This is a genomic window from Asprobacillus argus (assembly GCF_032248395.1).
Classification (GTDB): Bacteria; Bacteroidota; Bacteroidia; order Flavobacteriales; family Flavobacteriaceae; genus Polaribacter; species Polaribacter argus.
The window spans coordinates 255,242-282,230 of sequence record NZ_JAVTTO010000003.1 but is presented as its reverse complement, the minus strand read 5'-3'; the positions used below and the strand labels follow the sequence as shown (position 1 = coordinate 282,230).

The window sequence follows — 26,989 nt, the reverse complement described above, 5'->3', positions numbered from 1 at the left end:
AGTAGCACCTCATGAAATTAGTTGAAGATATAAAACAACCCATCAAAAAAGAGATGGAACTCTTTGAAGAAAAATTCAAAGATTCAATGCTTTCCAAAGTTCCATTACTCAATAGAATTACCTATTACATTGTTAGAAGAAAAGGAAAACAAATGCGACCGATGTTTGTCTTTCTGGTTGCAAAGATGGTTTCTGATGGAGGTTTCGATCAACGCACATACAGAGGGGCTTCTGTTGTAGAGTTGATTCATACTGCTACACTGGTACATGATGATATCGTAGATGATAGTAACCGGAGAAGAGGGTTCTTTTCTATCAATGCACTTTGGAAGAATAAGATTGCAGTGTTAGTAGGAGACTATTTACTCTCTAAAGGATTATTACTTTCCATTGATAATGAAGATTTTGACTTGCTGAAACTGATCTCTATTGCTGTTCGTGAAATGAGTGAAGGAGAACTATTGCAGATAGAAAAGGCAAGAAAGTTAGATATTACCGAAGATGTGTATTTTGAGATCATTCGTCAGAAAACGGCAACATTGATAGCTGCTTGTTGTGGTATTGGTGCTGCTTCTGTTGGAGCTAGTCAAGACACAGTACAACAGATGCGAATGTTTGGGCAAAACATTGGAATGGCATTCCAAATAAAGGACGATTTGTTTGACTATTCTGAAGAAAAGATCGGAAAGCCTACTGGAATAGATATTAAGGAACAAAAAATGACCTTACCATTGATCTATGCATTAAATCATAGTTCGGATAAGGATAAAGCCTGGTTGATCAATTCAGTAAAGAAGCACAACAAGAATAAGAAAAGAGTAAAAGAAGTCATTACTCATGTAAAGCAAAGTGGTGGTATAGAATATACCATTGCCAAAATGCATGATTACAAAAATAAAGCCCTGGCAATCTTAGATAATTACCAGGACTCTCCTTATAAAAATTCGTTATTAAAAATGATCGATTACGTGGTAGAACGTAAGATCTAATTATAGATTAAAAGCTTCTTTTACTTTATCTACGTAATCTAACTTTTCCCAAGTAAAAGTTTCTACTTCTCTTTCAACAGTTTCTCCCATCGGATTTGAGAAGGTAACGGTCTTCTTTTCAGAAGCTCTTCCCATATGGCCATAAGCAGCCGTTTCAGAATAAATAGGTGTTCTCAATTTTAAACGTTGTTCAATAAAATATGGACGCATGTCAAAAATAGTTTCAACAATTTTACTGATTTCACCATCTGTTAAATCAACATTGGCAGTTCCGTAAGTTTCAACATTTATACTAGTTGGTTTTGCAACTCCAATGGCATATGAAACTTGGACTAATACTTCTTTACAAAGTCCAGCCGCTACTAAATTCTTTGCTATATGACGTGTTGCATATGCTCCAGATCTATCTACCTTAGAAGGGTCTTTCCCTGAAAAAGCACCACCTCCGTGAGCACCTTTACCACCATACGTATCGACAATGATTTTTCTACCTGTTAAACCAGTATCTCCATGAGGACCACCAATTACAAATGTTCCAGTTGGGTTAATATGATATGTGATTTGATCGTTAAACAACGCTTGAATAGTAGCAGGCAATTTAGCAATCACTCTAGGAATTAGAATGGTAATAATATCAGATTTAATTTTCTCTAACATTACAGCATCACTTTCATCAAAATCATCGTGCTGCGTTGAAACTACAATAGCGTCAATTCTTTGAGGTACATTATCATCAGAGTATTCAATAGTTACCTGACTTTTTGCATCTGGACGTAGATACGTGATATCTTTATTCTCTCTACGTAACTCCGCCAATTCTATTAATAAACGATGTGATAACTCTAATGCTAAAGGCATATAGTTTTCAGTTTCGTCTGTTGCATAACCAAACATCATTCCTTGATCTCCAGCTCCTTGATCTTCTTTGTTTGCTCTCTCTACACCTTGATTAATATCAGGAGATTGCTCATGAATAGCCGAAAATACACCACATGAACTTCCATCAAACATATACTCACTTTTGGTATATCCAATTTTATTAATTACATCACGTGCAATTTTTTGAACATCTAAGTATGTTTGAGATTTCACTTCACCTGCCAATACAACCTGACCAGTGGTTACTAACGTTTCACAAGCTACCTTTGACGATGGATCAAAAGCTAAAAAATTATCGATCAAAGCATCAGAAATCTGATCTGCAACTTTATCTGGGTGTCCTTCAGAAACACTCTCTGAAGTAAATAAATAGGACATATAAATCTCTTTTAATCTGTTTATACAAGAAGGATATTTGAGTTGCTTGGTCGCTAAAAGAAGTAATGAATTACTGCTTTAGCATTTTTGTATACTCTGAAACAAATTCAGTACAAGAGGTTGCAATCAGTCAAATTTATCCTCCAAATTCGAGGGCAAAATTAAAGATTATAATTTGATAAAAAATAAAAATCTCATAAAAAATTTGGTTATTAAATTTTTCTGTTGCAATATTTGTGCTCACAAAGTTCAATGACTTATTGAAATGTTATCAAGAAAGGCGGAGGGATTAGACCCTGTGAAGCCTTAGCAACCCTTTAGGAATAAAGAAGGTGCTAAATTCTACTTTAAACTGAATTCATTTCAGTATTTAAGATAGATAACCAAACGAATTTACTTTCTGTAACATCGTGTTCTCTTTTTAACATTTTTCTATAATACTATCCGAAAGGATGGATTTGACGTTTGTTGTATTTAATAGGGAAAGATGGAAACAACTCATTTTGAAACAGTAGCGATAAGAACGCAATCAGAGCGCACTCAATATTTAGAGCACTCGACTCCGTTGTACTTGACTTCTAGTTTTATTTTTGACGATGCTGAGGATATGAGAGCTTCCTTTGCAGAAGAAAAAGAACGGAACTTGTATAGCCGATTTTCAAACCCAAATACTTCCGAATTTGTAAGTAAAGTTGTGGAAATGGAAGGAGCAGAAGACGGGTATGCTTTCGCTACGGGAATGGCAGCCATTTTTTCAACATTTGGTGCATTACTAAGTGCATCAGACCATATAATTTCTTGTAGATCTGTTTTTGGATCTACACATACCTTGTTCACCAAATATTTCCCAAAATGGAATATTGAGACCAGTTATTTTAAAGTTAATGAGGTGGAGATTGTTGAGGAATTGATCCAACCAAACACGAAAATTTTATATGTAGAATCTCCAACAAACCCAGCAGTAGATATTCTAGATCTAAAACTATTGGGGGAAATAGCTAAGAAACACAACCTTATTTTTATTGTAGACAATTGTTTTGCTACCCCATATTTACAGCGACCCATTGAGTTTGGTGCTGATATTGTAATACATTCTGCAACAAAACTAATGGATGGACAAGGACGCGTTTTAGGCGGAGTGGTAGTAGGCAGTCAAAAACTTGTAAGAGAGATTTATCTATTTTCCAGAAATACAGGTCCGGCGATGTCTCCATTCAATGCCTGGGTGCTTTCTAAGAGTTTGGAGACCTTATCTGTTCGTGTAGACAAACATTGCGAAAATGCAATACAAGTTGCACAATATTTAGAAAGACATGAAGCAGTAGATTCGGTAAAGTATCCTTTTTTACCATCACACCCGCAATACAATGTTGCTAAACAACAAATGAGAGCAGGAGGGAATATTATAGCTTTTCAGATTAAAGGAGGGATAGCATCGGGGCGTCAATTTTTGAATAAGATCAAACTATGCTCGTTGTCGGCAAATTTAGGAGATACTAGAACGATTGTAACGCATCCAGCATCTACAACACATAGTAAATTATCTAAAGAGGATAGACTGGAAGTTGGGATTACAGATGGATTAGTGAGAGTTTCAGTTGGATTGGAATATGTTGAAGATATTATTAACGATTTGAATCAAGCTTTAGATTAATGGGAAGCATTTATAAAGAAATACAAAAAAGAATTCTAGTACTAGATGGGGCAATGGGAACCATGCTCCAAGAATATAAATTTTCGGAAGAAGATTTTAGAGGAGAACGATTCAAAGATTTCCATATGCCTTTGCAAGGAAATAATGATTTACTATCAATTACGCAACCAGAGGCTATTAAGGAAATCCATAGAAAGTATTTCGATGCGGGTGCTGATATTATTGAAACCAACACTTTTTCGGGAACAACGATAGCTATGGCAGATTATGAATTGGAAAGTTTAGTATATGAACTGAACTATGAATCTGCCAAAATTGCGAAAGAAGTTGCTGAAGAATACACGAAAAAAACACCGAATCAACCACGTTTTGTTGCGGGATCTATAGGTCCTACAAATAGAACAGCTAGCCTGTCTCCGGATGTCAATAGACCAGAATACAGGGCAGTCACATTCGAAGAGTTGAGGGTTGCCTATAAGGAGCAAGTAGAAGCGTTGATAGATGGAGGTGTAGATGTTCTGTTAGTAGAAACGATTTTCGATACACTTAATGCGAAAGCAGCACTTTTTGCTATAGACGAAGTGAAAGAGGATCGTAACATTGAGATTCCCATCATGGTATCGGGAACGATTACCGATGCTTCAGGAAGAACACTTTCAGGACAAACGGTTGAGGCGTTTTTAACGTCGATTTCCCATATTCCGCTGTTGTCGGTAGGATTTAACTGTGCGTTGGGAGCAGAGCAATTACAACCGTATTTAAAAAGGTTGTCACGAGCTACCTCTTTTCACACATCGGCACATCCCAATGCAGGATTACCAAATGCTTTTGGAGAATACGATCAATCTCCCGAAGAAATGGGAAAATTGATAGAGAATTATTTGCAAGATGGATTGATCAATATCATTGGAGGCTGCTGTGGCACGAGTCCTGCCCATATTAAAGTAATTGCGGATGTAGCAGCAACATATGAACCAAGAAAAAACGAAATAACCAGCGATGAGTAAGTATCTAACACTTTCCGGGCTAGAACCATTAGTGATTACTCCTGAAAGTAATTTCGTTAACGTTGGTGAACGTACCAATGTAACAGGTTCACGCAAGTTTTTACGCTTGATCAAAGAAGAAAAGTACGATGAAGCCCTAGAGGTTGCTCGTCATCAGGTAGAGGGCGGCGCACAGATATTGGATGTGAATATGGATGAAGGAATGTTGGATGGCGTATATGCAATGACCACGTTTCTAAATTTGATAGCCTCTGAACCAGATATTGCTAGAATTCCTATTATGATAGATAGCTCAAAATGGGAGATCATTGAAGCAGGTTTACAAGTAGCACAAGGGAAGTGTGTTGTGAATTCAATTAGTTTAAAAGAAGGGGAAACAGCATTTATAAGACAAGCAAAGCTTGTAAAGAGATATGGAGCAGCAGTAATTGTCATGGCTTTTGACGAAGTAGGGCAAGCAGACAATTACCAAAGACGTATTGATATTTGCAAAAGGTCTTATGATATTTTAGTGAACATAGTTGGTTTTGCTCCTCAGGATATCATTTTTGACCCTAATATATTTCCAGTAGCAACAGGAATGGAAGAGCATCGCAAAAATGCACTGGACTTTTTTAATGCGACCAAATGGATACGAGAAAATTTACCTTATGCCAATGTCTCTGGAGGAGTAAGTAATGTGTCATTTTCTTTCAGAGGGAATAATACGGTTAGAGAAGCAATGCATTCAGCATTCTTATATCATGCTATAAAAAACGGGATGAACATGGGAATTGTAAATCCGACGATGTTGGAAATCTATGATGACATAGCTCCAGATTTGTTAAACCGTGTTGAAGATGTGTTATTAGACAGAAGAGATGACGCTACGGAGCGCCTATTAGATTTTGCAGAAACGGTAAAAGGGAATAAAAAGGAAAGTGAAGCAAAAGTTTTGGAATGGAGAAATATACCATTACAAGAGAGAATAACCCATAGTTTAGTGAAGGGTATAGATGCATTTATTGTTGAAGATGTAGAAGAAGCGAGACAAGCATCAAATAAACCCATCGAAGTCATTGAGGGGCATTTAATGATCGGAATGAATGTTGTAGGTGATTTGTTTGGAAGTGGAAAAATGTTCTTACCTCAAGTGGTGAAATCAGCCAGAGTTATGAAAAAAGCCGTGGCATACCTACAACCATTTATTGAAGCAGAAAAAGATGGTAAAGTAGAAAGCGCAGGTAAGATATTGATGGCAACCGTAAAGGGAGATGTACACGATATAGGTAAAAACATTGTGAGTGTAGTTTTAGGTTGCAATAACTATGAAATTGTTGATCTTGGAGTAATGGTTCCGCCTGAAAAAATCATTGAGGCTGCAAAGAAAGAAAATGTAGATGTTATTGGTTTGAGCGGTTTGATTACTCCCTCATTGGATGAAATGGTATATCTCTCTAAAGAGATGGAAAAGAATGATTTTAATGTACCTCTTCTTATTGGTGGAGCTACTACTTCCAAAGCACATACATCCGTAAAAATAGCACCACACTATTCAAACGCCGTAGTACATGTAAATGATGCCTCTAGAGCAGTAACGGTAGTTGGAAACTTATTGCAGGAAAATAATACGATCTATAAAAATCAGATCAGAGAAGAATACAACCTGTTCAGAGAAAAGTTTTTAAGCAGATCAAAGAGTAAGGAGTATATCAGCTTAGAAGAGGCTAGAAAACGAAAATATCAGATAGACTGGAATACCACTGAAATTACGCGACCTAATCGATTGGGAATTCAGGAGGTACAGGATTTTGACATCACTAAATTAGAAGCATATATAGATTGGAGTCCTTTTTTCAGGTCTTGGGATTTACATGGGAAGTACCCAAATATTCTTAAAGACGAAGTGGTTGGAGAACAAGCATCTGAATTATTTGATGATGCCAGAAAATTATTAGCTGAGGTTTTTGATAAAAAGTTATTAAAAGCGAAAGCTGTTTTCGGTTTGTTTCCTGCAAACACAATAGATGATGATATAGAAGTGATCCATGATGATACTAAATATCGATTTCTCACTTTACGTCAACAATTAAAAAAACGAGAAGGTATTCCGGCGCACGCTTTGGCCGATTTTATTGCACCTAAAACAAGCGGTATTCAAGATTACGTAGGAACCTTCTGCGTAACTACAGGGTTTGGAACCCAAGAATTGGCGGAGCAATATGAAGCAAACAATGATGATTATAATTCGATTATGATCAAAGCTTTAGCCGATCGTTTAGCTGAAGCATATGCGGAGTATTTACATAAAGAGGTACGAACGAAACATTGGGGATATGCCGCTACAGAAAAGCTGTCAAATGAAGAATTGATTAAAGAAACGTATCGTGGTATAAGACCCGCACCAGGATACCCGGCCTGTCCAGATCATTTGGAGAAAAAGACGGTATGGCAGTTGTTAGAAGTAGAAGAAAGAATTGGAGTAAAACTTACTGAAAGTTTGGCTATGTGGCCGGCAGCCAGTGTTTCTGGGTATTACTTTGGCAATAAAGAAGCAAAGTATTTTGGACTTGGGAAAATCACAAAAGATCAAGTCGAAGAGTATGCAAAAAGAAGAAATATAACATTGGAGGAAGCTGTGAAATGGCTAAACCCTAACATTACGGAATAAGATGAAAGTAACCGAACATATTAAGAATGCGAAGGACAAAACATTGTTTTCATTCGAGATTTTACCACCTTTAAAAGGTGAGCACATTCAATCAACTTTTGACAATATTGATCCTTTAATGGAGTTCAAACCACCCTTTATAGATGTCACCTATCATAGAGAGGAATATACCTATAAAGAGTTGGATAATGGTTTGCTCAAAAAACAAGTAGTGAAGAAAAGACCAGGAACTGTTGGAATCTGTGCAGCCATTCAAAATAAGTATGGGGTAGATGCTATTCCTCATATCTTATGTGGTGGATTTACTAAAGAGGATACAGAGAATTTCTTAATTGATCTCGATTTTTTAAACATAGATAATGTGATGGCACTAAGAGGTGACGCGGTTAAAAGTGAAAGCTATTTTAAACCTGAAAAAGAAGGACATGCTTTTGCTAGCGAATTGGTCTCTCAAATTCAAGATCTGAATAAAGGTATGTATTTGGATGAGGATTTGTTAAACACTTCAAAGACAAACTTTTGTGTTGGAGTAGGCGCATATCCAGAAAAACATATGGAGGCGCCCAGTTTAGATTCCGATATTCATTTCTTAAAAAAGAAAATCAAAAAAGGAGCGGACTACATCGTGACACAAATGTTCTTTGATAATCAGAAATATTTCGATTTTGTGGCAAAATGTAGGGAAGAAGGGATTACAGTACCAATCATTCCTGGATTAAAACCTATAGCAACAAAGAAGCAATTAAACCTGATCCCACATCGTTTTCACGTGGATCTGCCCGATGAATTAATCATGAACGTGGTAAAGTGTAAAGACAACAAGGAAGTACGACAAGTTGGAATTGAATGGTGTATCGGGCAAAGTAAAGAGTTGATAAAAGCTGGAGTTCCCATATTGCATTATTATTCAATGGGGAAATCCTCAAATATTTATGAGATTGCCAGTAAGGTATTCTAAATAAAAAAGACAGAAAGTAGAGACATCTAAAAGAGGTCTAAAGAAATAGATTAATTGAAAAATTGATCTCGGAAATCTGAAGCATTAAATGCTCAGTAAAAGTTCAATAACTTATTGAAATGTTATCAAGAAAGGTGGAGGGATTAGACCCTGTGAAGCCTTAGCAACCCTTGGCTATCCTGTTGAAAAACACGATCTAAGAAGGTGCTAAATTCTACCAAAGTTGAAATTGTTTTCAGCATTACGGATAGATAACCAAACGAATTTACATACCGTAAAATCGAATTTTCTTATAACATTTTTCTAGTAGGTATGCTCTTAAAAGGCATGTTTTGACTTTTGAATTAATTAGTATTAACTCAAGAAAAATTAGAAAAATGAGTACACAAAAATTTTCAACAAACGCATTACATGCAGGATACGATGTAACGCAAAATGGAGGAACCAGAGCAGTTCCTATTTATCAATCAACAGCCTATGTTTTTAATGACTCGGATCATGCGGCAAATTTGTTTTCGTTGGCAGAGACAGGAAACATTTATACTCGAATCAACAATCCTACTACGGATGTATTAGAACAAAGATTGGCTACCCTAGAAGGAGGAATAGCCGCCGTAGCCACAGCATCAGGAGCATCGGCAATTGCTACAACCTTACTAACATTACTAAAAGCTGGAGATCATATCGTAGCTTCCAATAGTTTGTACGGAGGAACCTACAATCTATTGAAAGTAACATTGCCTCGACATGGTGTGACTACTACTTTTGTAGATCCATCAGATCCAGACGCTTTTACAAATGCAGCTCAGGAGAATACGAGGGCTTTCTTTGTAGAATCTTTAGGGAACCCCAAATTAGATGTATTAGATTTGGAGAATATCGCAGCGCAAGCAAAAGGGTTTAAAGTACCATTTATTGTAGATAATACAGTAGCAACGCCATACTTGTTAAATCCAATTAAACACGGTGCAAACATTGTGATTCATTCATTGACCAAGTATATCAATGGAAATGGAACCGCTTTAGGAGGAATCATTATTGATGCAGGAACGTTTGATTGGACCAATGGCAAATTCCCAGAATTTACAGAACCATCCGCAGGATATCATGGATTGGTATATTCGGAAGCATTAGAAGCGGCTGCATTTATTGCCAAAGTACGTATTGAAGGGTTGCGAGATTACGGCTCAGCCATTAGTCCATTCAACGCTTTTCAGATAATACAGGGCTTAGAAACTTTGGATATACGAATTAAAAAACACAGCGAAAATGCCTTTGCTTTGGCAACATGGTTGCAAAAACAGGAAGAAGTAACCTGGGTAAATTATCCAGGGTTAGCAACCAGTGAATACAGTGAACTAGCGCAGAAATATTTACCAAAAGGACAAAGTGGAATTGTCACGTTTGGTGTAAAAGGAGGCTATGAATCAGCAAAAACAATTGCGGATACAACAAAATTGTTTTCACTACTAGCCAATATTGGAGATACGAAATCATTAATTATTCACCCTGCTAGTACCACGCATCAGCAGTTGACTTTGGAAGAACAAGAGTCGACTGGTGTGACCAATGATCTGATTCGACTATCAGTTGGTCTTGAAAATTTAGACGATTTAATAGTAGATCTGGAAGAAGCATTTGCTAAGATTCCTAAAGAAGTAATTGCATAATTTATGTTGACTAGCGAATTAAAATATATTCCTTTTAAGAGCTATACTACGGAGAGCGGTTTTGAGCTGCAAAACTTTCAATTGAGCTATCAGTTGTTTGGACCTGCACTGAAAACCGCCCCGGTAGTTTTGGTAAATCATGCCTTGTCTGGGAATAGTAATGTAACTGGAAATGATGGTTGGTGGAAAGACCTCATTGGCCCTAATAAACCTATCGATACAAATACCTATACCGTACTTGCTTTTAATATTCCAGGAAATGGTTACGACGGATGGCTCATTGATGAGTATCATCAATTTCTTGCAAAGGATATGGCAAAATTATTCATTGCAGGGCTTGATACTCTTGAGGTGTCAAAACTATACGGAATCATTGGAGGTTCTCTTGGAGGAGGTATCGCATGGGAGATGTTGGGGTTAAGACCTGAAATATCCGATCATATGATCCCCATAGCTTCCGATTGGAAATCGACAGATTGGCTCATTGCCAATTGTGTTATTCAAGAGCAATTTTTATTGAACTCATCCAATCCGGTGCACGACGCTAGAGTGCATGCCATGCTGTGTTATCGAACACCAACATCTTTTAAGCAACGATTTCAAAGATCGATGAACGAAGAGTTGTCTGTTTTTAATGTAGAAAGTTGGTTGCAGCATCATGGCAAGAAGTTGCAAGAACGGTTTCAACAGAAAGCCTACTTGATGATGAATCATTTACTAAAACATATTGATGTAGCCTCAAAAGGGTCAGCCAAACAAATTCTCAAGAAAATAAAAGCACATGTCCATATGGTAGCTATTGATACAGATTTGTTTTTTACCGCGGAAGAAAATAGAGACCTCTATACTGCACTAAAAAGAGATCTTCAAATAAGTTATCACGAAATCAAATCGATTCATGGGCATGATGCCTTTTTAATAGAATATAAACAACTAAAGGACATTGTAGGTCCTATTTTTAAATAAGATGAAAACAAAAAAAATACACATTGTATTATTCGGAATTGGAAACGTGGGCAGTACCCTGATCGATCAATTTCAAAAAGCCAATCAACAGATTGTAGAACAACAGGATATTCAAATTGAGTTTATTGCAATTAGCAATTCCAAAAAAATACTATTGGCCGATATTAGTCGAGAAGAAGATTGGAGACAAACATTCGAAGCATCGGCAATTACATATGATCTAGAGAATGTGCTGAATTATGTAAGCTTAACGCATTGCGATCAGCTCATTGCCATAGATGCTACCGCAAGTACTTCTTTTGTGCAATATTACGATCGACTCATTCAACATGGATTCCATATTATATCTGCAAATAAAATAGCCAATACATTAGATTTTGATTTCTACAATGCATTACGAAAAACGCTTAAAGAAAACAAGAAATTATTTTTGTATGAAACGAACGTAGGAGCGGGATTACCTATTATTGATACGATTCGAAACTTACACGATTCGGGGGAGAATATTACCCGAATACGAGGCGTATTTTCAGGGTCCTTAAGTTATATTTTCAATCAGTTTTCCAATGAAGATGTGCCTTTTTCTCGTATTCTTAAAGCAGCAGCAGACAAAGGTTATACAGAACCAGATCCTAGAGAGGATCTTTCTGGAAATGATGTGGCTAGAAAATTGTTGATTCTGGCCAGAGAACTAGATTTGCAAAACGAGTTTGACGATATCGATATCGAAAACTTGATTCCAGTAGATAAAAGAACAGGAAATAAGGAGGCCTTTTTAAATAGCCTAACCGAATTAGATGCAAGTTTTCAAGAAGCAAAGAATGCCCAGGAAAAAGGACATGTGTTGCGATATGTGGGCGACCTGTATGGAGATCTTTTTCAGCCTAAAGGAAACTTAAAAGTGAGTTTGGTTTCGGTACCTCAAGAATCTTCGCTTGGGTCTTTAAAAGGAACCGATGCCTTGATCGAGATCTTTACGGAGTCCTATGGAGATCAACCTATGGTGATCCAGGGAGCAGGAGCGGGCGCAAGTGTGACGGCTAGAGGAGTGTTTGGAGATATTATGCGATTGGCTAAGAACCATGCATAATGTATATGATTAGTTCGAGCTGTCATATCGAGCGGAGTCGAGATACAGGAACAGAACGTTCTTGGTAAAATGTGTATTTTAGAAGTCAAAATGAAAAGATGATCCCAAGCAAAGAAGCACTGCTAAAAGCGCAAAAAACGGTGCAACCTTACACCCATAAAACGCCTGTGTTAACCTCTACGTTGATCAATGAGTTGATCGGTGCAGAAGTGTTTTTTAAATGTGAGAATTTTCAAAAGATGGGCGCTTTTAAAATGCGCGGAGCCGTCAATAAAATTCTTAGTTTATCTCCAGAAGAAAGAGCTAAAGGAGTAGTCACGCACTCTTCAGGGAATTTTGGTCAAGCGGTGGCATTATCAGCAAAATTGTTAGGAGTCTCTGCATACATCGTCATGCCCGAGAATGCACCTCAGGTTAAGAAAAATGCGGTTAGAGCTTATGGAGGGATTGTGACGGAATGCGAGTCGACCATTGCAGCAAGAGAACAAGAAACCCATCGAATTCAAAAAGAAACAGGCGCTACATTTATGCACCCCTCGAATGATATGGAGGTGATTTTGGGGAACTCAACCTCGGCATCAGAATTACTTGAGAAACACTCCGATCTGGATGTTATTTTTGCTCCCGTTGGAGGTGGAGGCCTTGTTGCAGGAACGGCCTTAGCTGCACATTATTTTGGAACAAATTGCCAAACGGTGGGCGGAGAACCATTGGCTGTAGATGATGCCTATCGTTCCTTGTTGTCAGGAAAGATAGAAACCAACGAAACCACAAATACTATTGCAGACGGACTCCGAACGTATTTAGGAGACCAGAATTTCCCAATTATTCAACAATTGGTATCTAAGATCATTCGGGTAGAAGAACAAGAAATTGTGCAGGCAATGCAGCTGATCTGGGAACGATTGAAGATTATCATAGAGCCTTCAAGCGCAGTAGCCTTTGCAGCACTGCTTAAAAGCGAAGAGGAGTTCAAAGGGAAGAAAGTGGGCGTTATATTTTCTGGTGGTAATATTGATGTGAAGAACTTACCGTTTTAAAATAAAGGGTTGCATAAAATAAGAGTAAAGCGTAAGAAAATTACGTAAGGATAGAGAACATTGATAGACAGATAGTAAAAAGTAATTTTTTGTTTTCGCATTCAGTGAAATAAATATGTACTTTTGTAGTCTAAATAAAGAATAACACAAATTAAAAAAGAATAAAATGGCATTAGAAATTACAGATGCAACGTTTGAAGAAGTAGTATTAAAATCAGACAAGCCAGTATTGGTAGATTTTTGGGCAGCTTGGTGTGGTCCATGTAGAATGGTAGGTCCGATTGTTGATGAAATTCACAATGATTATGAAGGGAAAGCCGTTGTAGGAAAAGTTGATGTAGATGCAAATCAAGAATTTGCTGCGAAGTATGGTGTGCGTAACATTCCAACTGTATTAGTTTTTAAGAACGGAGAAGTAGTAGATAAGCAAGTAGGTGTAGCACCAAAGAATGTGTACACAGACAAGATCGATGCTGCATTATAAAAGACTTGGATTCCTTCGCTTCACCCGGAATGACAAATAATATTGTCTTTGCGAAGTTTTAAAAAAACTGAAGCAATCTCAAAAAAATTAACAAAATTGAAAGGAAAAAGGTTTGGCTAACGCCAAGCCTTTTTTTACTTTCGGGAGGTATGAATTTATCCGCAGTACAATCTTCAGAAATCAAAAACCTGGATCTGTTAGCTAGACAGGTAGTAGAAGGTTTTATTACCGGGATGCATAAAAGTCCATTCCATGGATTTTCTGTGGAGTTCTCTGAGCACAAGTTGTATAACAAAGGCGAAAGTACCCGTCATATTGACTGGAAACTTTTTGCGAAAACAGAGAAGTTATATACGAAGAAATACGAAGAAGAAACCAATTTGAGATGTCATGTGATCATTGATAACTCGGCTTCTATGCATTATCCTTTGGTAAAAGAACAACGGATAGATAACTTGAATAAGATTGGTTTTTCGGCAGTAGCTGCTGCCGCACTTATGGAGTTGCTAAAACGACAAAGAGATGCTGTAGGCTTGAGTGTCTATTCGGATAGTTATGAATATTATGCACCGGAGAAAGGGAGCGATCGACACCGAAAGATGTTACTGCATCAATTGGAGCAATTATTACAGTCTACCTCTTCAAAAAAAACGGATACCTATCAGTATTTACATGAGATTGCAGAAAAGATCCATCGTCGATCCTTGATCTTTTTGTTTACAGATATGTTCCAAACGGATACCAAGAATGAATTACTCTTTGAAGCCTTACGTCATTTGAAATATAACAAACATGAGGTAGTACTGCTTCATACTTTTGACGCTAAAACAGAGTTGAACTTTGATTTTGACAATGCACCGAAAAAGTTTGTCGATGCAGAAACCAATGAAGAGATCAATTTGTATAGTGAGAATATTAAAGAAGCCTATGAAGGTATGGTGGCGCAGTATTTTTCGGAGCTGAAGAACAGGTGTTTACAATACAAGATCGATTATGTACCGGTTGATATTCAACAAGGATATGATACTGTATTGATTAATTACTTGATCAGTCGTCAAAAAATGATGTAATAAAACTTTATTTTTCCTTTGCGAAAAGGAAAAACTCTTTTATATTTGCACCCGCAATAATGCAACGGTCTGGTAGTTCAGTCTGGTTAGAATACATGCCTGTCACGCATGGGGTCGCGGGTTCGAGTCCCGTCCAGACCGCCACAGTAAATAAGCCCTATAACAGCAATGTTATAGGGTTTTTCATTTCCTTTTATTATATTGGTCATGTACAAATAAGTACAAATAGGTACAAATAAGGCGAAAAACGGCAGCAAAATGACAGCAAAATGTCTTTGAGTGGATTCATAAAACTTGATACCGCTAAGAATAAGGAAAGAGAAGATGGCTTTCCTCTAAAATGCTACATCAGATTTAAAGGAAAAAGAAAAGGCTTTACCTTCAAAGGAATGTTGTTTAAAAAAGAAGACTGGAACTTCGATACGCAACTCCCAAAACACGGTAAAAGAGATATTTTATTTGTTCAAAAAAAGAGGGCCATATTAAATGACCTGATTTTTCAATACTCTATGGGAACTAGGTTAACCTATGATCAAGTTCAGGCGACCATTCTTGGTGTTGAACTAGAAGAGCCTAAAGAAGATTTTCCTTTCTACGAATTTGCTGATAAATTGATTGCAGAACTCGAATCTATTGGAAGACAAGGAAATGCTAATACCTATCGCAATGCTATAAATCAATTCAAAGTGTTCCAGGAGCAATTGATGTACAGTGATATCGATTATAATTTTTTGACAGAATTCAAGAACTCTAGGATCATTAAAGGAAACAAGAGCAACACCATTCACAACTATATTCGAACATTTAAGGCAATCTACAACGAAGGTGCCAGGCGAAACAATGTGGAAAATACCAAACCCTTTGCCGGGATATTTAAAGGTATAACAGTTAAAAAAAACAGAACAAAGAAGAAGAATCTAAGTAAGGTGGGAGTCAAGATCCTGGAAAGTTTGAAGCTTGACAACTTAGCAGAGCAACGATCGGTGGATATCTGGTTATTGCAATTCTATTTAGGTGGAGCAAGTTTGATCGATGTTTATTACCTAAAGAAGGATAATATTAAAAACTCCAGAGTATATTTTAGAAGGGAGAAGTTAGGAGATCAAGGATATCAGTTTGACGTTAAGATATTCGATAAGGCTCAAATAATTATTGATAAATATACTGCTGCAGGTGATTACTTATTCCCCTGGAGAAAAGATCTAAAGGGGTACGAGAATTTTAGAAGGAACATGCGGTCAGATCTTAAAAAGGTGCAAGAGGATTATAATACATTGCAAATTGCAACAGGAGCAGCAACAGAATTGTTGCAAGTGTTGCCGCTTGGTGGAAATTTGACAAGTGTTGTTGCTAGACATACTTTTTCGACTATTGCAAAGCATCTTTATATTGATCCGGATCTTATTAAAGAGATCATGGGGCATGAATCAGACGGGATCAACAATGTGTATAGAGATCTATATCCTGAAATAGATAGAGATGAGGCTCAATTAAGGATTATTACGGTATAGGTTAAATCAATCATTTTTAAATAAATTGTTGATTTCTGTTTTTACAATGTCTAATCTTGAAACAGTTAACCCTACTTTATACTGTCGTTCAAAATTCTCATTTGAAACAAAAAAACTACCCCCAAATGAAATAGCTGTCCCACTAATAGGGAACTTATCAGCTCTAATTTTTTTGGTTTTCTTTTTGAATTCTCTTTTGTAAATTTCTGTAACTGTTACACCTGTGATTACATAAAAATATTTCAGACTCTCTTTACTCATTTCGTTTGTTAAATTTGTTAACCGTTTTATATTAAGGTCCTTGTTTTTTAGGACTGCTCTTGAAATATCGGTAACATAGTATTCGTATATTCTATCATCGGTTGCCGAAGCATTTATAAAGAGACTAATACTTTTTGAACTATTTTTGGTTAATTTATGAGAAATTAGTCTGCCATTCTCAGGCACAAAAGAAGCAACTTTAGTTGTATCATTTTTTACTGTGAACAACCCAATATTGTATTTGCCGTTGTCATAATAAATCAACCTTCCTAGTACTTCATCAAGATTTTGTCGGTATGTTTCTATTCCAATATTTGAAACATATAGTCTGTCATAAACATTCTTTAAAGCATTTGGTATTGGCTCTCTATAGCTTGAGTCTGAATTTTTAGCAACATATTGGTTATAATTTATAATTTGTACAGTTTTGTTGTTAGGGTGTGAAACCTTTTTTATTTCATCTTTTAGCTGCCTAAACTTATTATTATCAGTATGACCTTTTGTTTTACTTTTTTGACAATATGAACTAATACTGCTCAGCAGTATCAACGATAATAGTAATGTGTTTTTCATCTATATTAGCATTAAAAATGTGTGATTAATCAAATTTTATAGCGGATGCCTTTTTACCTCTCTCGTAAATTATAGCATCAACTTTTTTCTTTTTGAACTTCTTTTTTACTTTTTTGGCAAATTTCATCAAATCTTGTTCTATACTATTGTTCCAAAGGCCGACCGTCAAGGCTGATTTCCATTTAATCCCACCACCAACAGTTTTCACGAAGGTATATTCCTTGATTGGTTCACTTAGAACAAAGAATGGAATGTTATTGATTCTTTGTACCGTTGCGATCCGATCGTTTTCATCAGTTCTTTCATCTGTAAATCGTATTGCGTTCATTTGTTTTCCATTAGTATAAATGACAGCGTCATATTGGATCTTTGCTTCTTTGTAGGCTTTATTTAAGCGTTTAATATATTTAGTGATCTTAGTCGATATGCTTTCATTAATTAATCCACCAGTAATAAAAGATCCCCATTGTATTCCTTTTCCTTTAGATTTTATGACTTCATATTCTCTAACCGGTTCCGCTAATAAGTATACCTCGATACCATTTACTTTATAAACTTTCGACTTTAATTGTGAAAAAACCGTAGTAGAAATGGCAATTAGCAATATTGTTAGAATTCTTTTTCTATACATTTTGTTGACTTTTAATATTAGTACAGTCGTAAAGTAGTCCAAAATGAACGTATTAAAAAAAAGGAATTCCGCATTTGCGGAAATCCACATTTTAAAATGCAGAATACCGCATAAAATGAGACGTTTTGGTGAAAAAAGTTGATTTTATATAAAAATATCCCTGAAAAGTTTACAAAATGTTATGTTTTAACCACTTACCTTTGGAATGTGTTTAAGGAAAAAATTACTATAGTATTTAAGTGGCTTATCCGTCTCCTAAAAACTCATCAAAATCAGATAAAAGTATGTTGTTAATATTAACTAGATCTTCTTCAGGCGATGTAGAAGTTAAAAAAAATAAACTAGGATTACCCTCAGCATTGTTTGAAAAGTTTAAAGTATGATCCATTGACGAAAGGATTGGACGATTTCTCATTAACTGAATGAATTCATTTCTTCTGTCTCTAATTGGTCCTTCTGGAAAAACTCCATGAAAAATAAATGTTGGCATTGATTCGATTTTAAAATTTAAGTAAAAATAACCAATAAAGAAACACACTCGTTTTTGAGTGTAAAACGATAAAAACAGTAGTTATGCCAGCAATAAAAGTAAAAGTAGAATTGACTCATTTATGGGTAACTGACTTTGGTTGGGAGGATACAATATTAATTGAGGAAGATTTTCAAGAGTTGGAAATTTTAGGAACCTCTAATGAGGACGGTGTTGTTTTTATCGGCACGCAAACTGATAAATCAAAAAGACAAATTTTAAAAGGAACATTAAAACAGTAGTATAAGTAAAAGGTTCCCAGATCCTAAAAAACTGGAATAGTTCTTTGATATTATTGTGGTAAGTCTTTTTTTTTTTTTTAAGTTTGGAGTCTCATTTAAAAATCTTAGCTATGAAAATTAAACTTTTTTTGATTTTTACTTTAACTTGTTTAACTGTATTTCCTCAAACTCAAATAGGTAATAGCGTTTTTGGGTCATATAGTAATGCCTCCTTAGGTTGGTCAGTTAGCTTAAGTTCAGATGGAAAAATTTTAGCAGCTGGAGCACCCGGAATAGGTGGCAATGTTTATGTTTATGAGAACATTAATAGTAGTTGGGTGCAAATTGGTGATGCCATTACTGGAGATAATGATCAACATGGGCACAGCATTAGCCTGTCTTCGAATGGAAATATACTTGCGATAAGTGCAGCCTGGAACCATACTAATGGAATAAGATCAGGTAGAACTCAGATATATGAGAACCAAGGAGGTTCTTGGGTGCAAATTGGTCAAGACATAGTGGGAGAGTTTGCGTATGATGGGGAAACCAATGGTCAATTGCCTGATTCGAATGTTAGTCTCTCAGCTGATGGATCAATAGTGGCTATTGGGGCAACTGGAAATGACGGTAATGGGAATAATTCTGGAAGTGTTAGAGTCTTTAGAAATGATAATAACAATTGGATTCAAATAGGAAATACTATTAATGGAGAAAATCAGAATGATGAATTGGGGAGTAGTGTAAGTTTATCCAATGATGGCAGTATAATAGCAATTGGTGCTGTGCATCCTATAAGCGCTGGTAGCATTGGATATGTTAAAGTATATAAAAACGAAAATGATAATTGGATTCAAATAGGTAGTAATATTTCAAGTGGACAGTCGGATAGGTTTGCTGAAAGCCTTAGTATATCAGGTGATGGAAATGTAATAGCAATAGGCGCAACTGGTGTTGATATAGGGGGCAGTCTAAATCATGGCGGAGTAAGAATATACAGAAATACAAATGATAATTGGAACCAGATAGGGAACACTATCATTGGTGAAGCACAATCTGATGCATCTGGTAATAGTGTTAGTTTGTCTGAAGATGGGAACGTTGTGGCAATAGGTGCATGGTTAAATACTAGTAATGGTAATTGGGGTGCAGGTCAAGTAAGAATTTATAAGAATGAAAGTGACAATTGGGTTCAGGTTGGAGCAGATATTGAAGGAGATATTTCCGGTATACATGAGGGATTTAGCGTAAGACTATCATCTGACGGTTCTATAGTTGCTACAGGAGCCATTAATTATGATGACGTTCCTAATACTCCTGGAGATATAGGTCGAGTAAGTGTATTTGATCTTTCATCTGTATTATCATTGAGTTCTATTCCGCAACTAGTTGATGTAAAAGTTTATCCAAACCCTACTGTAGAACACATTAACGTAGAAACGGCACTAGAATTATCAGAAATTTCTGTTTGGAACTTAAATGGTCAGCTTGTTAAACAAGCATATAATTCAAATCTAATAGGAGTTAAATCGTTGCCTTATGGCGTTTATTTGTTGAAAATAAAAACAACAAATAATAGTGTCCTATTCAAGAAAATAGTAGTTGGCAGTTGACAGATAAAATAAAAGAATAAAATATTAATCAATTAAGATTACTTACCACAAGAGCTTCAAAATGAAGCTCTTTTTTATTGTCAAAGATTTAGTGTAACTGATACCAGAGGGTATCAAAATAATTGTAGTTACTCAGCACTACTAAAAAGCTGAAATACAAGTTCTTTGACATTGTGGTAAGTTAAAACTACTTAAAAAGTTTATATTCGATATGGAAATAAATGTAATTGCGTTTATAAAATAGTTGTTTACAAACAAAAAAAGAAAATATGCCTAATCAATATGTACTACAGAGGCTTGCTGGTATTAGAACAATACTTAATGGGGTTCATCGAGCAAGTGCTAATATGACTAATAATACAATGGGAGCTGAAAGAGAAGCAGTCATTGATTTTTTTTTATCTGCAGTTTTTCCAAATCAATTTAGATTCGGAACAGGTGATGCGACAGATTTAGAAGGAAATAGAAGTGGGCAATTAGACGTTGTAATTGAATCAGGTGTATCTCCTAGTTTACCAACAATACCTGCATCAAATTCCAAGCTATATTTAGCAGAATCAGTATCAGCCGTTATTGAAGTAAAATCAACAATTTCTACTCAATGGCAACAAGCAATAAGTACAGCAAATCAGTTGTCTCCATTAAAAAGAAAATTTGGAGCTAATTTGTCTATGGGAGGCAAACCAACAAATGATATTCCGCTATTTGTAGTAGGATACACCGGATGGAATCAAATGACCTCATTGGAAAACAATATAACTGGTGCACCTAATATTGATGGAATATTAGTTATAGATCAAGGTTTGTTTCTAAGTTCACAAAGATTTGGAGGTGTTAAAGCGACTGGAGATTGGGCGTTATGGGGGTTAATTTGTTGTTTGCATCAAGCAGTAGGGACATTAAAGGCTTCTTCAACTAAGCCAATTAATTATGCTTTTTAAAATGTCAGCATACTATCTGTATAAAAATATTACTTACCACAAGAGCTTCAAAATCGAAGCTCTTTTTTATTGTCAAAAACTTATTATAAACGATACCATAGAGTATCAAAAATGCCATAATAAATCACCCCACTTTAATAGGTGTGTATGACAATAAATAAGAGCTTTTAGAGCAAGAATGTGTGCAGTAAAACGGCAGTAACAACAATAGGGCGAATTGTAATTAGCATATAATCAAGTAGTTATTGTGTGAAGTGTTACGCCTGTCACGCATGGGGTCGCGGGTTCGAGTCCCGTCCAGACCGCAAAAACCTCTCAAGAAATTGAGAGGTTTTTTCATTTCAGGATGTGGCGCATTCATTCAACTAAAGATTGAAATGAAAAAACAACATATCATAAGGTGATGAGGTTTTAGCAGGCCCACCCAATTGGGCCTGACGAATGGAGTGAGTTAATCCCGTCCAGACCACAGAAAGTCTTGATAATATTTTGAGTTTAAGTAACTTGTTTTTCAGATTCATAGTAAAGACAATTTTGTAACATGAGTATTAACCAATTATTAAAAAAGGTGCCTCTAAAAAAGTAACAAATTTTCCTTTACAGGCACCGCATTTATAAAGCTTAGAATAGGGAATTAAGTACAATACTTTGTATCTTCGAATTCTTTTTATTTTGTTTTTTTTGCATCTAGGACAAGTCATTTTTTTAGGTTTTAGATTAGAAAGTATCGTTTATAATTTCACCATTATTTTAGAACTATTTTGGTTGATTTTCTGCCTGTTTCTGTTATTATATGCACGATGTAAATTCCTTTATTAAAAGCTGGAATACTTATTGAATTACTTCCTTTTCCAGTAAAAGAAGTAGAAAATACTTTTTGACCTAATAGGTTGTATAGGTCCATATTCGCATCTTTTTCATATATGCCTGAGACATTTAATGTTTGAGAGCTTTCCATATAAATATGTACTTGAGTTAAACTTTTAGGGCCTTCTACATTCAATGCATTTTCAGTTGTATGCAAATAGAATCGACCAATACCGTTCAGATTTTCGGAGAGAGAAATAGTGTATTCTGTATTTGGGTCATCTAGTTGTGTGAAAGTGTTAGTTTCTTTGTCTTCTAAGTAGACAGGTACATTGGCAGGAAAGTTGTTCAGTTCTATTGAAAATGTCACCTCCTGTCCAGTATCCGCTTTTACCGACAAAGGAATAATTAAAGTGTCGTAATTGTTAGGAGGTAGGCATTGTAAGGCAAAATCAACCCCTTCACTATCTTCAATTAAATGGGTGGCTATATTAAAATCAGTTGTATTTCCGTCAAATAGTCCAGCATCATAGCCTGTATCCAATCCAGATGTAGTCCCTTCAATGTATTTTATATCGGTAGATTTTGTCAAAGTACCATTAGAGAAAGAAATACTAATATGGGGAAAATTGGTAGAAGATGTAGCTCTTAAAAATAAATCTCCAGTTTGATGACTTTGCATTGTTTCTTGTAGAGAAATGGTTCCTCCTCCAGATTTTGAATTTACAAAAAAGGATTGTCCAGGTGCAATGTAAGTAGCTCCCAATGCATTATTAATGATATCGTAAGAATTGGTACTTGAATTCCATACATACAAAGCTCCAAATGCGGGATCTAATTGATTTAAGTTCTGCGATAAAATATTGGTCGTATTTGCACTTACATTTGTGGCTAAATATGAAGGATATGGATTACCTACCAAATTCCATTGGTTAGATTGATCAGAAATAATACTGGTTGTATCTGTATTTAAATATTCTCCTACGAAGGTAAATGTCCCTGGAGTATTACGCTTCATTGCATAACCTTTGCCTTGAACAAACTCACCTGCATTGGCAATATCCGATACAAGAATGTAATTCCAATTATTAGAACTAACGGTATTGTCATATGGAGCTATGGCATACTTTGTTAGATCTCCATTTTGGGCTACATCATTACTTGCCGCTTCAGTAACTGTAAATTCATATATCGATTGCCCAGATAAAGGAGCAGTGATAAGATGCCAACTATCTGTAACATATCTTTTGTAACTTATATTTCCAGTAGCATTGCCTTTTATAATTAATGAGCCAGAGCTGCTTGCATCAGATTCAATGATAACAGCATCTTCTGTATTCATTAAGCTAGATCTGTTCGTGAAATCGTTTTCAATAGTCAATGATTTTCCAGGGCTAATAGTTAAAACATGTGAATCTAACATTATAAGATCTTTAGCAACTGCGTTATTTATATCTATAGTTATATTTGAATTTAATAATACAGTAGAACTGTTTGTGGGTAATAATGCACCCGTCCAATTAGAAGGGTTAGACCAATTTGAATCTACTGATCCGGTCCAATTTGAAACAGGGCCATCGTTTTCATATGCACCAATATCGACAGTCGATGAAAAAAGCCTAGTTTTATTATCTAAATCAGTTGGAAGAGTTTCAGAGGTGTTCCCATCTCCATCTATATCGTAGGTGTCAACTGGCAGGTAGGTATTGCCTCCAGCATCTATGAGAGTTGAGGTATGTTGAAGACGGTAGTTTGACCCTGCGTTTGCGAAATCTGGAACATACAATCCAGAACTATCATCAATATTGCCAGTACCTATAGGATTCTGGTCTTTTATATAACTATAGGTTACCGCCTGGGTAGCTCCAGGAACTAAAACCGTTTCATTATTATTAGTTGCTGTATTATCCGCAAGTATGGAATTTTGAAGAGTAAGTACTCCCGAGGTCATATAAATTCCGCCACCATAAGAGTTGGTATTAGATCCAGAAATACTATTCTTTACAATGGTACAATTTATAAATGAAATGTTACTATCAGAATGTACGGCAGCTCCTCTATGATTATTATTAAAAGTAGATAGTATTTTATTTTCCTGAATTAAGGTGTTGTAGGCTTGAAAAGAACTAGAAGTGTTATTACTAATGGCCCCTCCACTTAACTGATCATAGTTACTCGATCCAGCGTTAATTATATTATTTTTGACTATCCCATTTATAATAGTAACCTGACCAAGGATGTTTAATAAGCCTCCTCCAAAGGCATTATTACTAGGGTCATTTCCAGCAATGAGAACCTGATTTTCTTCTATCGCTGTATTTAATAATGTCATTACCCCCCATTCATTTAATATACCTCCTCCACCTGCATTGGGTATTGAGGTTGTATTCCCAGCAGTATTATTTTTCACAACGCAATTGTTTATTGTTAGAGAATTAAATGCATTATAAATCCCTCCTCCACTTAGATCTGAAGAATTGTTTTTAATAATACAATCTTCCATAGTAATAGTGCTTATAGGTTCTCCACTCGCCACTTGAAACCTAATACCAGCTCCTTTTTCGGTTGCCCCAGTGGTTTTTCCATTACTTATGGTAAGTCCTTGAACATGGATTGTAAGATTATTGGTAATGCTACTCATTACTCTATGAGAATTATTACCACTAATTATCGTACTGTTTAGAGCACTATTTTGTGCCCCCCCACCACTAGGGTATCCGCCTTTAATGGTTACACTCTTAGTTATATCTAGAGTGCTTGCGGTTGTATAGGTTCCTTTTGCGATTCTTACTTCGCCTCCGGAGTTAACACTTTGAAGAGCATTGGCAATACTGGTATAAGCATTGGCCCAATCACATCCGGTATTAGAACCAGTGGCATTAGCATCCACATAAGCAATAGGTAAGTCGAGTGTAATTGTTTGCGTGTTACTCACGATGTTTCCTACTTGCGCATCTTTAGGAACCCAATCTGAATTATCCATATGAGTCAAGACCCCATCGTTATTGCTCGAGCTAAGGTCATCCAATGTTGTTCCTGAACTTGAATCAAAATTATAATAACTGACTAGATTTGCTTCATTACCTAAAAATTTAGTGTAAGCATTGTTAACAATTTCTTCTTGAGTTCTAACATCATCCCAAATACGAATTTCATCCAATTGTCCTGTAAAATGCTCATCGTTTTGTGTAGAGCTGTTAAGCTTACCAATTGTAAAACTGCTATGTAATGTATTAAGGGTAATAGCTGATGAGTTTTCTAAAACCCCATCAACGTAAAGTTTAATCGTGCTACCGTTGTAAGTAACTGCTACATGATGCCATGCGTTATCGGTTATGACAGAAGTTCCTTCTAAATCGGCAAAAGAACCTACGAAATAGAGCTTACCATTGGGGTTTACTAACAGGCCAAAACGTTGGGTATTACTATTCGTTCCGTAGTTGGCAATTGCACTAAAAGCACCTGTTCCATTGGTTTTTACCCATGCCTCCATCGTTCTAGGCGAATTGCCGTTCGGTAGATTATTGAAGGAACTCACCGAAATAAAGTCATCAGTTCCATCCAATTCTAGGGCGTTGTTTAATTGACTTTCTGCATATATATGAAAATCGGTAGTGTTAGAAACGATCCCCGTTTGAAAGGTTAAAGACCCTCCAGTGCCTATTTGCCCATTTCCTATAATCGAATTGTCTGCATCATTCCTAAGGTAGTACGTAGCACATGTTTCCGAACTAGAAAGGCTAAGGGTATTGTCTTGAGCACAGGAGATATTACCTCCCCCTGCCAGTGTCTGTGTTGAGAAATTAACTCTCGTAATCGTGGCAACATTACTTACAATAGAGCCCGTAGAATACCTGTAAACCCAATCATCTTCTTCCATTAAAAGTAGATCTCCATCATTATTACTTGATGTCAGATCATTTATGATTACTCCGCTTCCCTCATCAAAGGTGTAATAAGAGACTAAATTGTTTTCACTACCCGTATAACTGGTAAATTGATTGCTAGATATTTCTTGTTGTGTTCTGGCTACATTCCAAATCCTAACCTCATCTATCTGTCCAGAGAAGTTTTCGGTATTTGGTGTCGCATTTCTTTTACCAATCATAAAAAAACCATTGGTAGTATTGAGTGCTAGATTGGCATTGCCATCTTCTACGCCATCTACATAAAGTCGAATAGTAGTACTATCATAGGTAACAGCCACATGGTGCCATTGATTATCGGTAATGGTTGTTGCTCCTTTTAGATCATTAAATTCACCAGCGAAGTATAATTTGTTATCATCAGAGACTAGCAAAGCAAAACGCTCACCATTAGAGGTAGTACCATAGTTAACAATGGCAGCATAATTTCCAGTACCACCTGTTTTTATCCATGCTTCTATTGTTCGGGCGCCATTTCCTGTGGGTAAATTAGTATGTGTGCCAAACCCCACGAATTCTTCTACTCCATCAAAATTTAGCGTATGACCAAAATCTTTTTGAGCATATACATGATAGTTGGTAGTAGAGTTAACATTTCCGGTTTGAAAACTAAGACTACCTCCTGTACCTTGTTTCCAGCCTCCGATTGTACTGTTATCTAAATCGTTCCTTAGCGTATAAATATAATCCGTTTGAGAACCTTCCAGAGTTAATACATGATTTTGAGCACATGTTGCAGTCGTGCTACCCGATAAAGTTTGCATTATGGGGTTCTCCAAGATTAAGTCTGTACGGTTATTTACTTTTGGTTTCAATCTTGGGCTATACGCCTTCTTCTTCGTATTTACTACTGTGGCACTTTTAACTTTATGAATGTTACTGCATAAAAGTAAAGTGAAGAACACCAATGAACCTGGTATTATAAGTTGTTTCATTTCGAATGTGGTTTTTTTAAAAGAGGGTGTTATTGAAATAATTTTCTTTAAATGATAGGGGTAGGGGTTCGATATGTTGCGTATATAAGTTCTTTAGAGTACGATATTACCTGTTGCCATAATTATTTTAAATTTTATGGCAACTCCATATATATCCTTTAGCACTTATAGTACTAGTTTTAGATAAAAAAAGAGTTACAAGGGAG

At 36.1% G+C, this 26,989-nt stretch carries 20 protein-coding genes, 1 tRNA gene and 2 riboswitches; of the genes, 16 read left to right on the top strand and 5 right to left on the bottom strand.

Annotated elements, in window-relative coordinates:
• Positions 1-11: 11 nt before the first annotated feature.
• Complete coding sequence (locus RQM59_RS08695; RefSeq protein WP_349241714.1) at positions 12-989, top strand: polyprenyl synthetase family protein; 978 nt, start codon at positions 12-14, stop codon at positions 987-989.
• Here RQM59_RS08695 and metK read toward each other — a convergent pair whose 3' ends face one another.
• Positions 990-2,246 carry a methionine adenosyltransferase gene (gene metK / locus RQM59_RS08690; protein WP_349241713.1) on the bottom strand — a complete coding sequence of 419 codons (1,257 nt, stop codon included), beginning with the start codon at positions 2,244-2,246 and terminating at the stop codon, positions 990-992. It abuts the gene before it with no gap.
• A 265-nt stretch (positions 2,247-2,511) separates the two neighbouring features.
• Positions 2,512-2,632: riboswitch (SAM riboswitch) on the top strand.
• 101 nt (positions 2,633-2,733) lie between these two features.
• On the opposite strand from metK, the gene RQM59_RS08685 reads away from it, so the two are divergent.
• The 12 genes from RQM59_RS08685 to RQM59_RS08630 all read left to right on the top strand — a co-directional run bounded on the left by RQM59_RS08685 (position 2,734) and on the right by RQM59_RS08630 (position 16,346).
• Positions 2,734-3,900, top strand: a complete 1,167-nt coding sequence (locus RQM59_RS08685; protein WP_349241712.1) for a trans-sulfuration enzyme family protein — start codon at positions 2,734-2,736, stop codon at positions 3,898-3,900.
• The gene (locus RQM59_RS08680; RefSeq protein ID WP_349241711.1) at positions 3,900-4,907 is read left to right on the top strand and encodes a homocysteine S-methyltransferase family protein; all 1,008 of its coding nucleotides are present in this window, start codon (positions 3,900-3,902) and stop codon (positions 4,905-4,907) included. The genes RQM59_RS08685 and RQM59_RS08680 overlap by 1 nt, the downstream gene beginning before the upstream one ends.
• On the top strand, positions 4,900-7,557 hold the full coding sequence (gene metH, locus RQM59_RS08675; protein WP_349241710.1) for a methionine synthase: 2,658 nt from the start codon (positions 4,900-4,902) through the stop codon (positions 7,555-7,557). The genes RQM59_RS08680 and metH overlap by 8 nt, the downstream gene beginning before the upstream one ends.
• A 1-nt stretch (position 7,558) precedes the next feature.
• On the top strand, positions 7,559-8,515 hold the full coding sequence (metF, locus tag RQM59_RS08670; protein ID WP_349241709.1) for a methylenetetrahydrofolate reductase [NAD(P)H]: 957 nt from the start codon (positions 7,559-7,561) through the stop codon (positions 8,513-8,515).
• A gap of 119 nt (positions 8,516-8,634) precedes the next feature.
• A riboswitch (SAM riboswitch) is annotated at positions 8,635-8,773 on the top strand.
• Between the two features lie 119 nt (positions 8,774-8,892).
• On the top strand, positions 8,893-10,185 hold the full coding sequence (locus RQM59_RS08665) for an O-acetylhomoserine aminocarboxypropyltransferase/cysteine synthase family protein (protein ID WP_349241708.1): 1,293 nt from the start codon (positions 8,893-8,895) through the stop codon (positions 10,183-10,185).
• 3 nt (positions 10,186-10,188) lie between these two features.
• Entirely contained in the window at positions 10,189-11,151 is a 963-nt protein-coding gene (locus tag RQM59_RS08660) for an alpha/beta fold hydrolase (protein WP_349241707.1), read from the top strand.
• 1 nt (position 11,152) lies between these two features.
• Entirely contained in the window at positions 11,153-12,241 is a 1,089-nt protein-coding gene (locus RQM59_RS08655; RefSeq protein ID WP_349241706.1) for a homoserine dehydrogenase family protein, read from the top strand.
• A 98-nt stretch (positions 12,242-12,339) separates the two neighbouring features.
• Entirely contained in the window at positions 12,340-13,281 is a 942-nt protein-coding gene (locus RQM59_RS08650; protein WP_349241705.1) for a pyridoxal-phosphate dependent enzyme, read from the top strand.
• Positions 13,282-13,447: 166 nt separating this feature from the next.
• Entirely contained in the window at positions 13,448-13,765 is a 318-nt protein-coding gene (gene trxA, locus RQM59_RS08645; RefSeq protein ID WP_349241704.1) for a thioredoxin, read from the top strand.
• A 149-nt stretch (positions 13,766-13,914) separates the two neighbouring features.
• Positions 13,915-14,835, top strand: coding sequence for a DUF58 domain-containing protein (locus tag RQM59_RS08640; RefSeq protein WP_349241703.1), 921 nt, complete (start codon positions 13,915-13,917; stop codon positions 14,833-14,835).
• A gap of 66 nt (positions 14,836-14,901) precedes the next feature.
• Positions 14,902-14,979 (top strand) — tRNA-Asp (locus RQM59_RS08635).
• A 125-nt stretch (positions 14,980-15,104) separates the two neighbouring features.
• Positions 15,105-16,346, top strand: a complete 1,242-nt coding sequence (locus RQM59_RS08630) for a tyrosine-type recombinase/integrase (RefSeq protein ID WP_349241702.1) — start codon at positions 15,105-15,107, stop codon at positions 16,344-16,346.
• Positions 16,347-16,352: 6 nt separating this feature from the next.
• Here the strand turns inward: RQM59_RS08630 and RQM59_RS08625 are convergent, their stop codons facing one another.
• The 3 genes from RQM59_RS08625 to RQM59_RS08615 form a co-directional block, all read right to left on the bottom strand.
• The gene (locus tag RQM59_RS08625) at positions 16,353-17,180 is read right to left on the bottom strand and encodes a hypothetical protein (RefSeq protein ID WP_349241701.1); all 828 of its coding nucleotides are present in this window, start codon (positions 17,178-17,180) and stop codon (positions 16,353-16,355) included.
• A gap of 25 nt (positions 17,181-17,205) precedes the next feature.
• Complete coding sequence (locus RQM59_RS08620) at positions 17,206-17,811, bottom strand: hypothetical protein (RefSeq protein ID WP_349241700.1); 606 nt, start codon at positions 17,809-17,811, stop codon at positions 17,206-17,208.
• A gap of 244 nt (positions 17,812-18,055) precedes the next feature.
• Positions 18,056-18,301, bottom strand: a complete 246-nt coding sequence (locus RQM59_RS08615; protein WP_349241699.1) for a hypothetical protein — start codon at positions 18,299-18,301, stop codon at positions 18,056-18,058.
• Positions 18,302-18,384: 83 nt separating this feature from the next.
• Here RQM59_RS08615 and RQM59_RS08610 point away from each other — a divergent pair, with 83 nt between their 5' ends.
• The 3 genes from RQM59_RS08610 to RQM59_RS08600 all read left to right on the top strand — a co-directional run bounded on the left by RQM59_RS08610 (position 18,385) and on the right by RQM59_RS08600 (position 21,115).
• Positions 18,385-18,582, top strand: a complete 198-nt coding sequence (locus RQM59_RS08610; RefSeq protein WP_349241698.1) for a hypothetical protein — start codon at positions 18,385-18,387, stop codon at positions 18,580-18,582.
• A 110-nt stretch (positions 18,583-18,692) separates the two neighbouring features.
• Entirely contained in the window at positions 18,693-20,174 is a 1,482-nt protein-coding gene (locus RQM59_RS08605; RefSeq protein ID WP_349241697.1) for a T9SS type A sorting domain-containing protein, read from the top strand.
• A 269-nt stretch (positions 20,175-20,443) separates the two neighbouring features.
• A complete protein-coding gene (locus RQM59_RS08600) occupies positions 20,444-21,115 on the top strand; it encodes a DUF6602 domain-containing protein (protein WP_349241696.1) in 672 nt (223 codons plus the stop codon).
• Between the two features lie 745 nt (positions 21,116-21,860).
• Here the strand turns inward: RQM59_RS08600 and RQM59_RS08595 are convergent.
• A complete protein-coding gene (locus tag RQM59_RS08595; protein WP_349241695.1) occupies positions 21,861-26,783 on the bottom strand; it encodes a LamG-like jellyroll fold domain-containing protein in 4,923 nt (1,640 codons plus the stop codon).
• Positions 26,784-26,989: the final 206 nt, after the last annotated feature.

Coding starts and splice junctions, on each gene's coding strand:
- RQM59_RS08695 (WP_349241714.1), top strand. CDS start 12: ATGAAATTAGTTGAAGATATAAAACAACCCATCAAAAAAGAGATGGAA.
- metK (WP_349241713.1), bottom strand. CDS start 2,246: ATGTCCTATTTATTTACTTCAGAGAGTGTTTCTGAAGGACACCCAGAT.
- RQM59_RS08685 (WP_349241712.1), top strand. CDS start 2,734: ATGGAAACAACTCATTTTGAAACAGTAGCGATAAGAACGCAATCAGAG.
- RQM59_RS08680 (WP_349241711.1), top strand. CDS start 3,900: ATGGGAAGCATTTATAAAGAAATACAAAAAAGAATTCTAGTACTAGAT.
- metH (WP_349241710.1), top strand. CDS start 4,900: ATGAGTAAGTATCTAACACTTTCCGGGCTAGAACCATTAGTGATTACT.
- metF (WP_349241709.1), top strand. CDS start 7,559: ATGAAAGTAACCGAACATATTAAGAATGCGAAGGACAAAACATTGTTT.
- RQM59_RS08665 (WP_349241708.1), top strand. CDS start 8,893: ATGAGTACACAAAAATTTTCAACAAACGCATTACATGCAGGATACGAT.
- RQM59_RS08660 (WP_349241707.1), top strand. CDS start 10,189: ATGTTGACTAGCGAATTAAAATATATTCCTTTTAAGAGCTATACTACG.
- RQM59_RS08655 (WP_349241706.1), top strand. CDS start 11,153: ATGAAAACAAAAAAAATACACATTGTATTATTCGGAATTGGAAACGTG.
- RQM59_RS08650 (WP_349241705.1), top strand. CDS start 12,340: ATGATCCCAAGCAAAGAAGCACTGCTAAAAGCGCAAAAAACGGTGCAA.
- trxA (WP_349241704.1), top strand. CDS start 13,448: ATGGCATTAGAAATTACAGATGCAACGTTTGAAGAAGTAGTATTAAAA.
- RQM59_RS08640 (WP_349241703.1), top strand. CDS start 13,915: ATGAATTTATCCGCAGTACAATCTTCAGAAATCAAAAACCTGGATCTG.
- RQM59_RS08630 (WP_349241702.1), top strand. CDS start 15,105: ATGTCTTTGAGTGGATTCATAAAACTTGATACCGCTAAGAATAAGGAA.
- RQM59_RS08625 (WP_349241701.1), bottom strand. CDS start 17,180: ATGAAAAACACATTACTATTATCGTTGATACTGCTGAGCAGTATTAGT.
- RQM59_RS08620 (WP_349241700.1), bottom strand. CDS start 17,811: ATGTATAGAAAAAGAATTCTAACAATATTGCTAATTGCCATTTCTACT.
- RQM59_RS08615 (WP_349241699.1), bottom strand. CDS start 18,301: ATGCCAACATTTATTTTTCATGGAGTTTTTCCAGAAGGACCAATTAGA.
- RQM59_RS08610 (WP_349241698.1), top strand. CDS start 18,385: ATGCCAGCAATAAAAGTAAAAGTAGAATTGACTCATTTATGGGTAACT.
- RQM59_RS08605 (WP_349241697.1), top strand. CDS start 18,693: ATGAAAATTAAACTTTTTTTGATTTTTACTTTAACTTGTTTAACTGTA.
- RQM59_RS08600 (WP_349241696.1), top strand. CDS start 20,444: ATGCCTAATCAATATGTACTACAGAGGCTTGCTGGTATTAGAACAATA.
- RQM59_RS08595 (WP_349241695.1), bottom strand. CDS start 26,783: ATGAAACAACTTATAATACCAGGTTCATTGGTGTTCTTCACTTTACTT.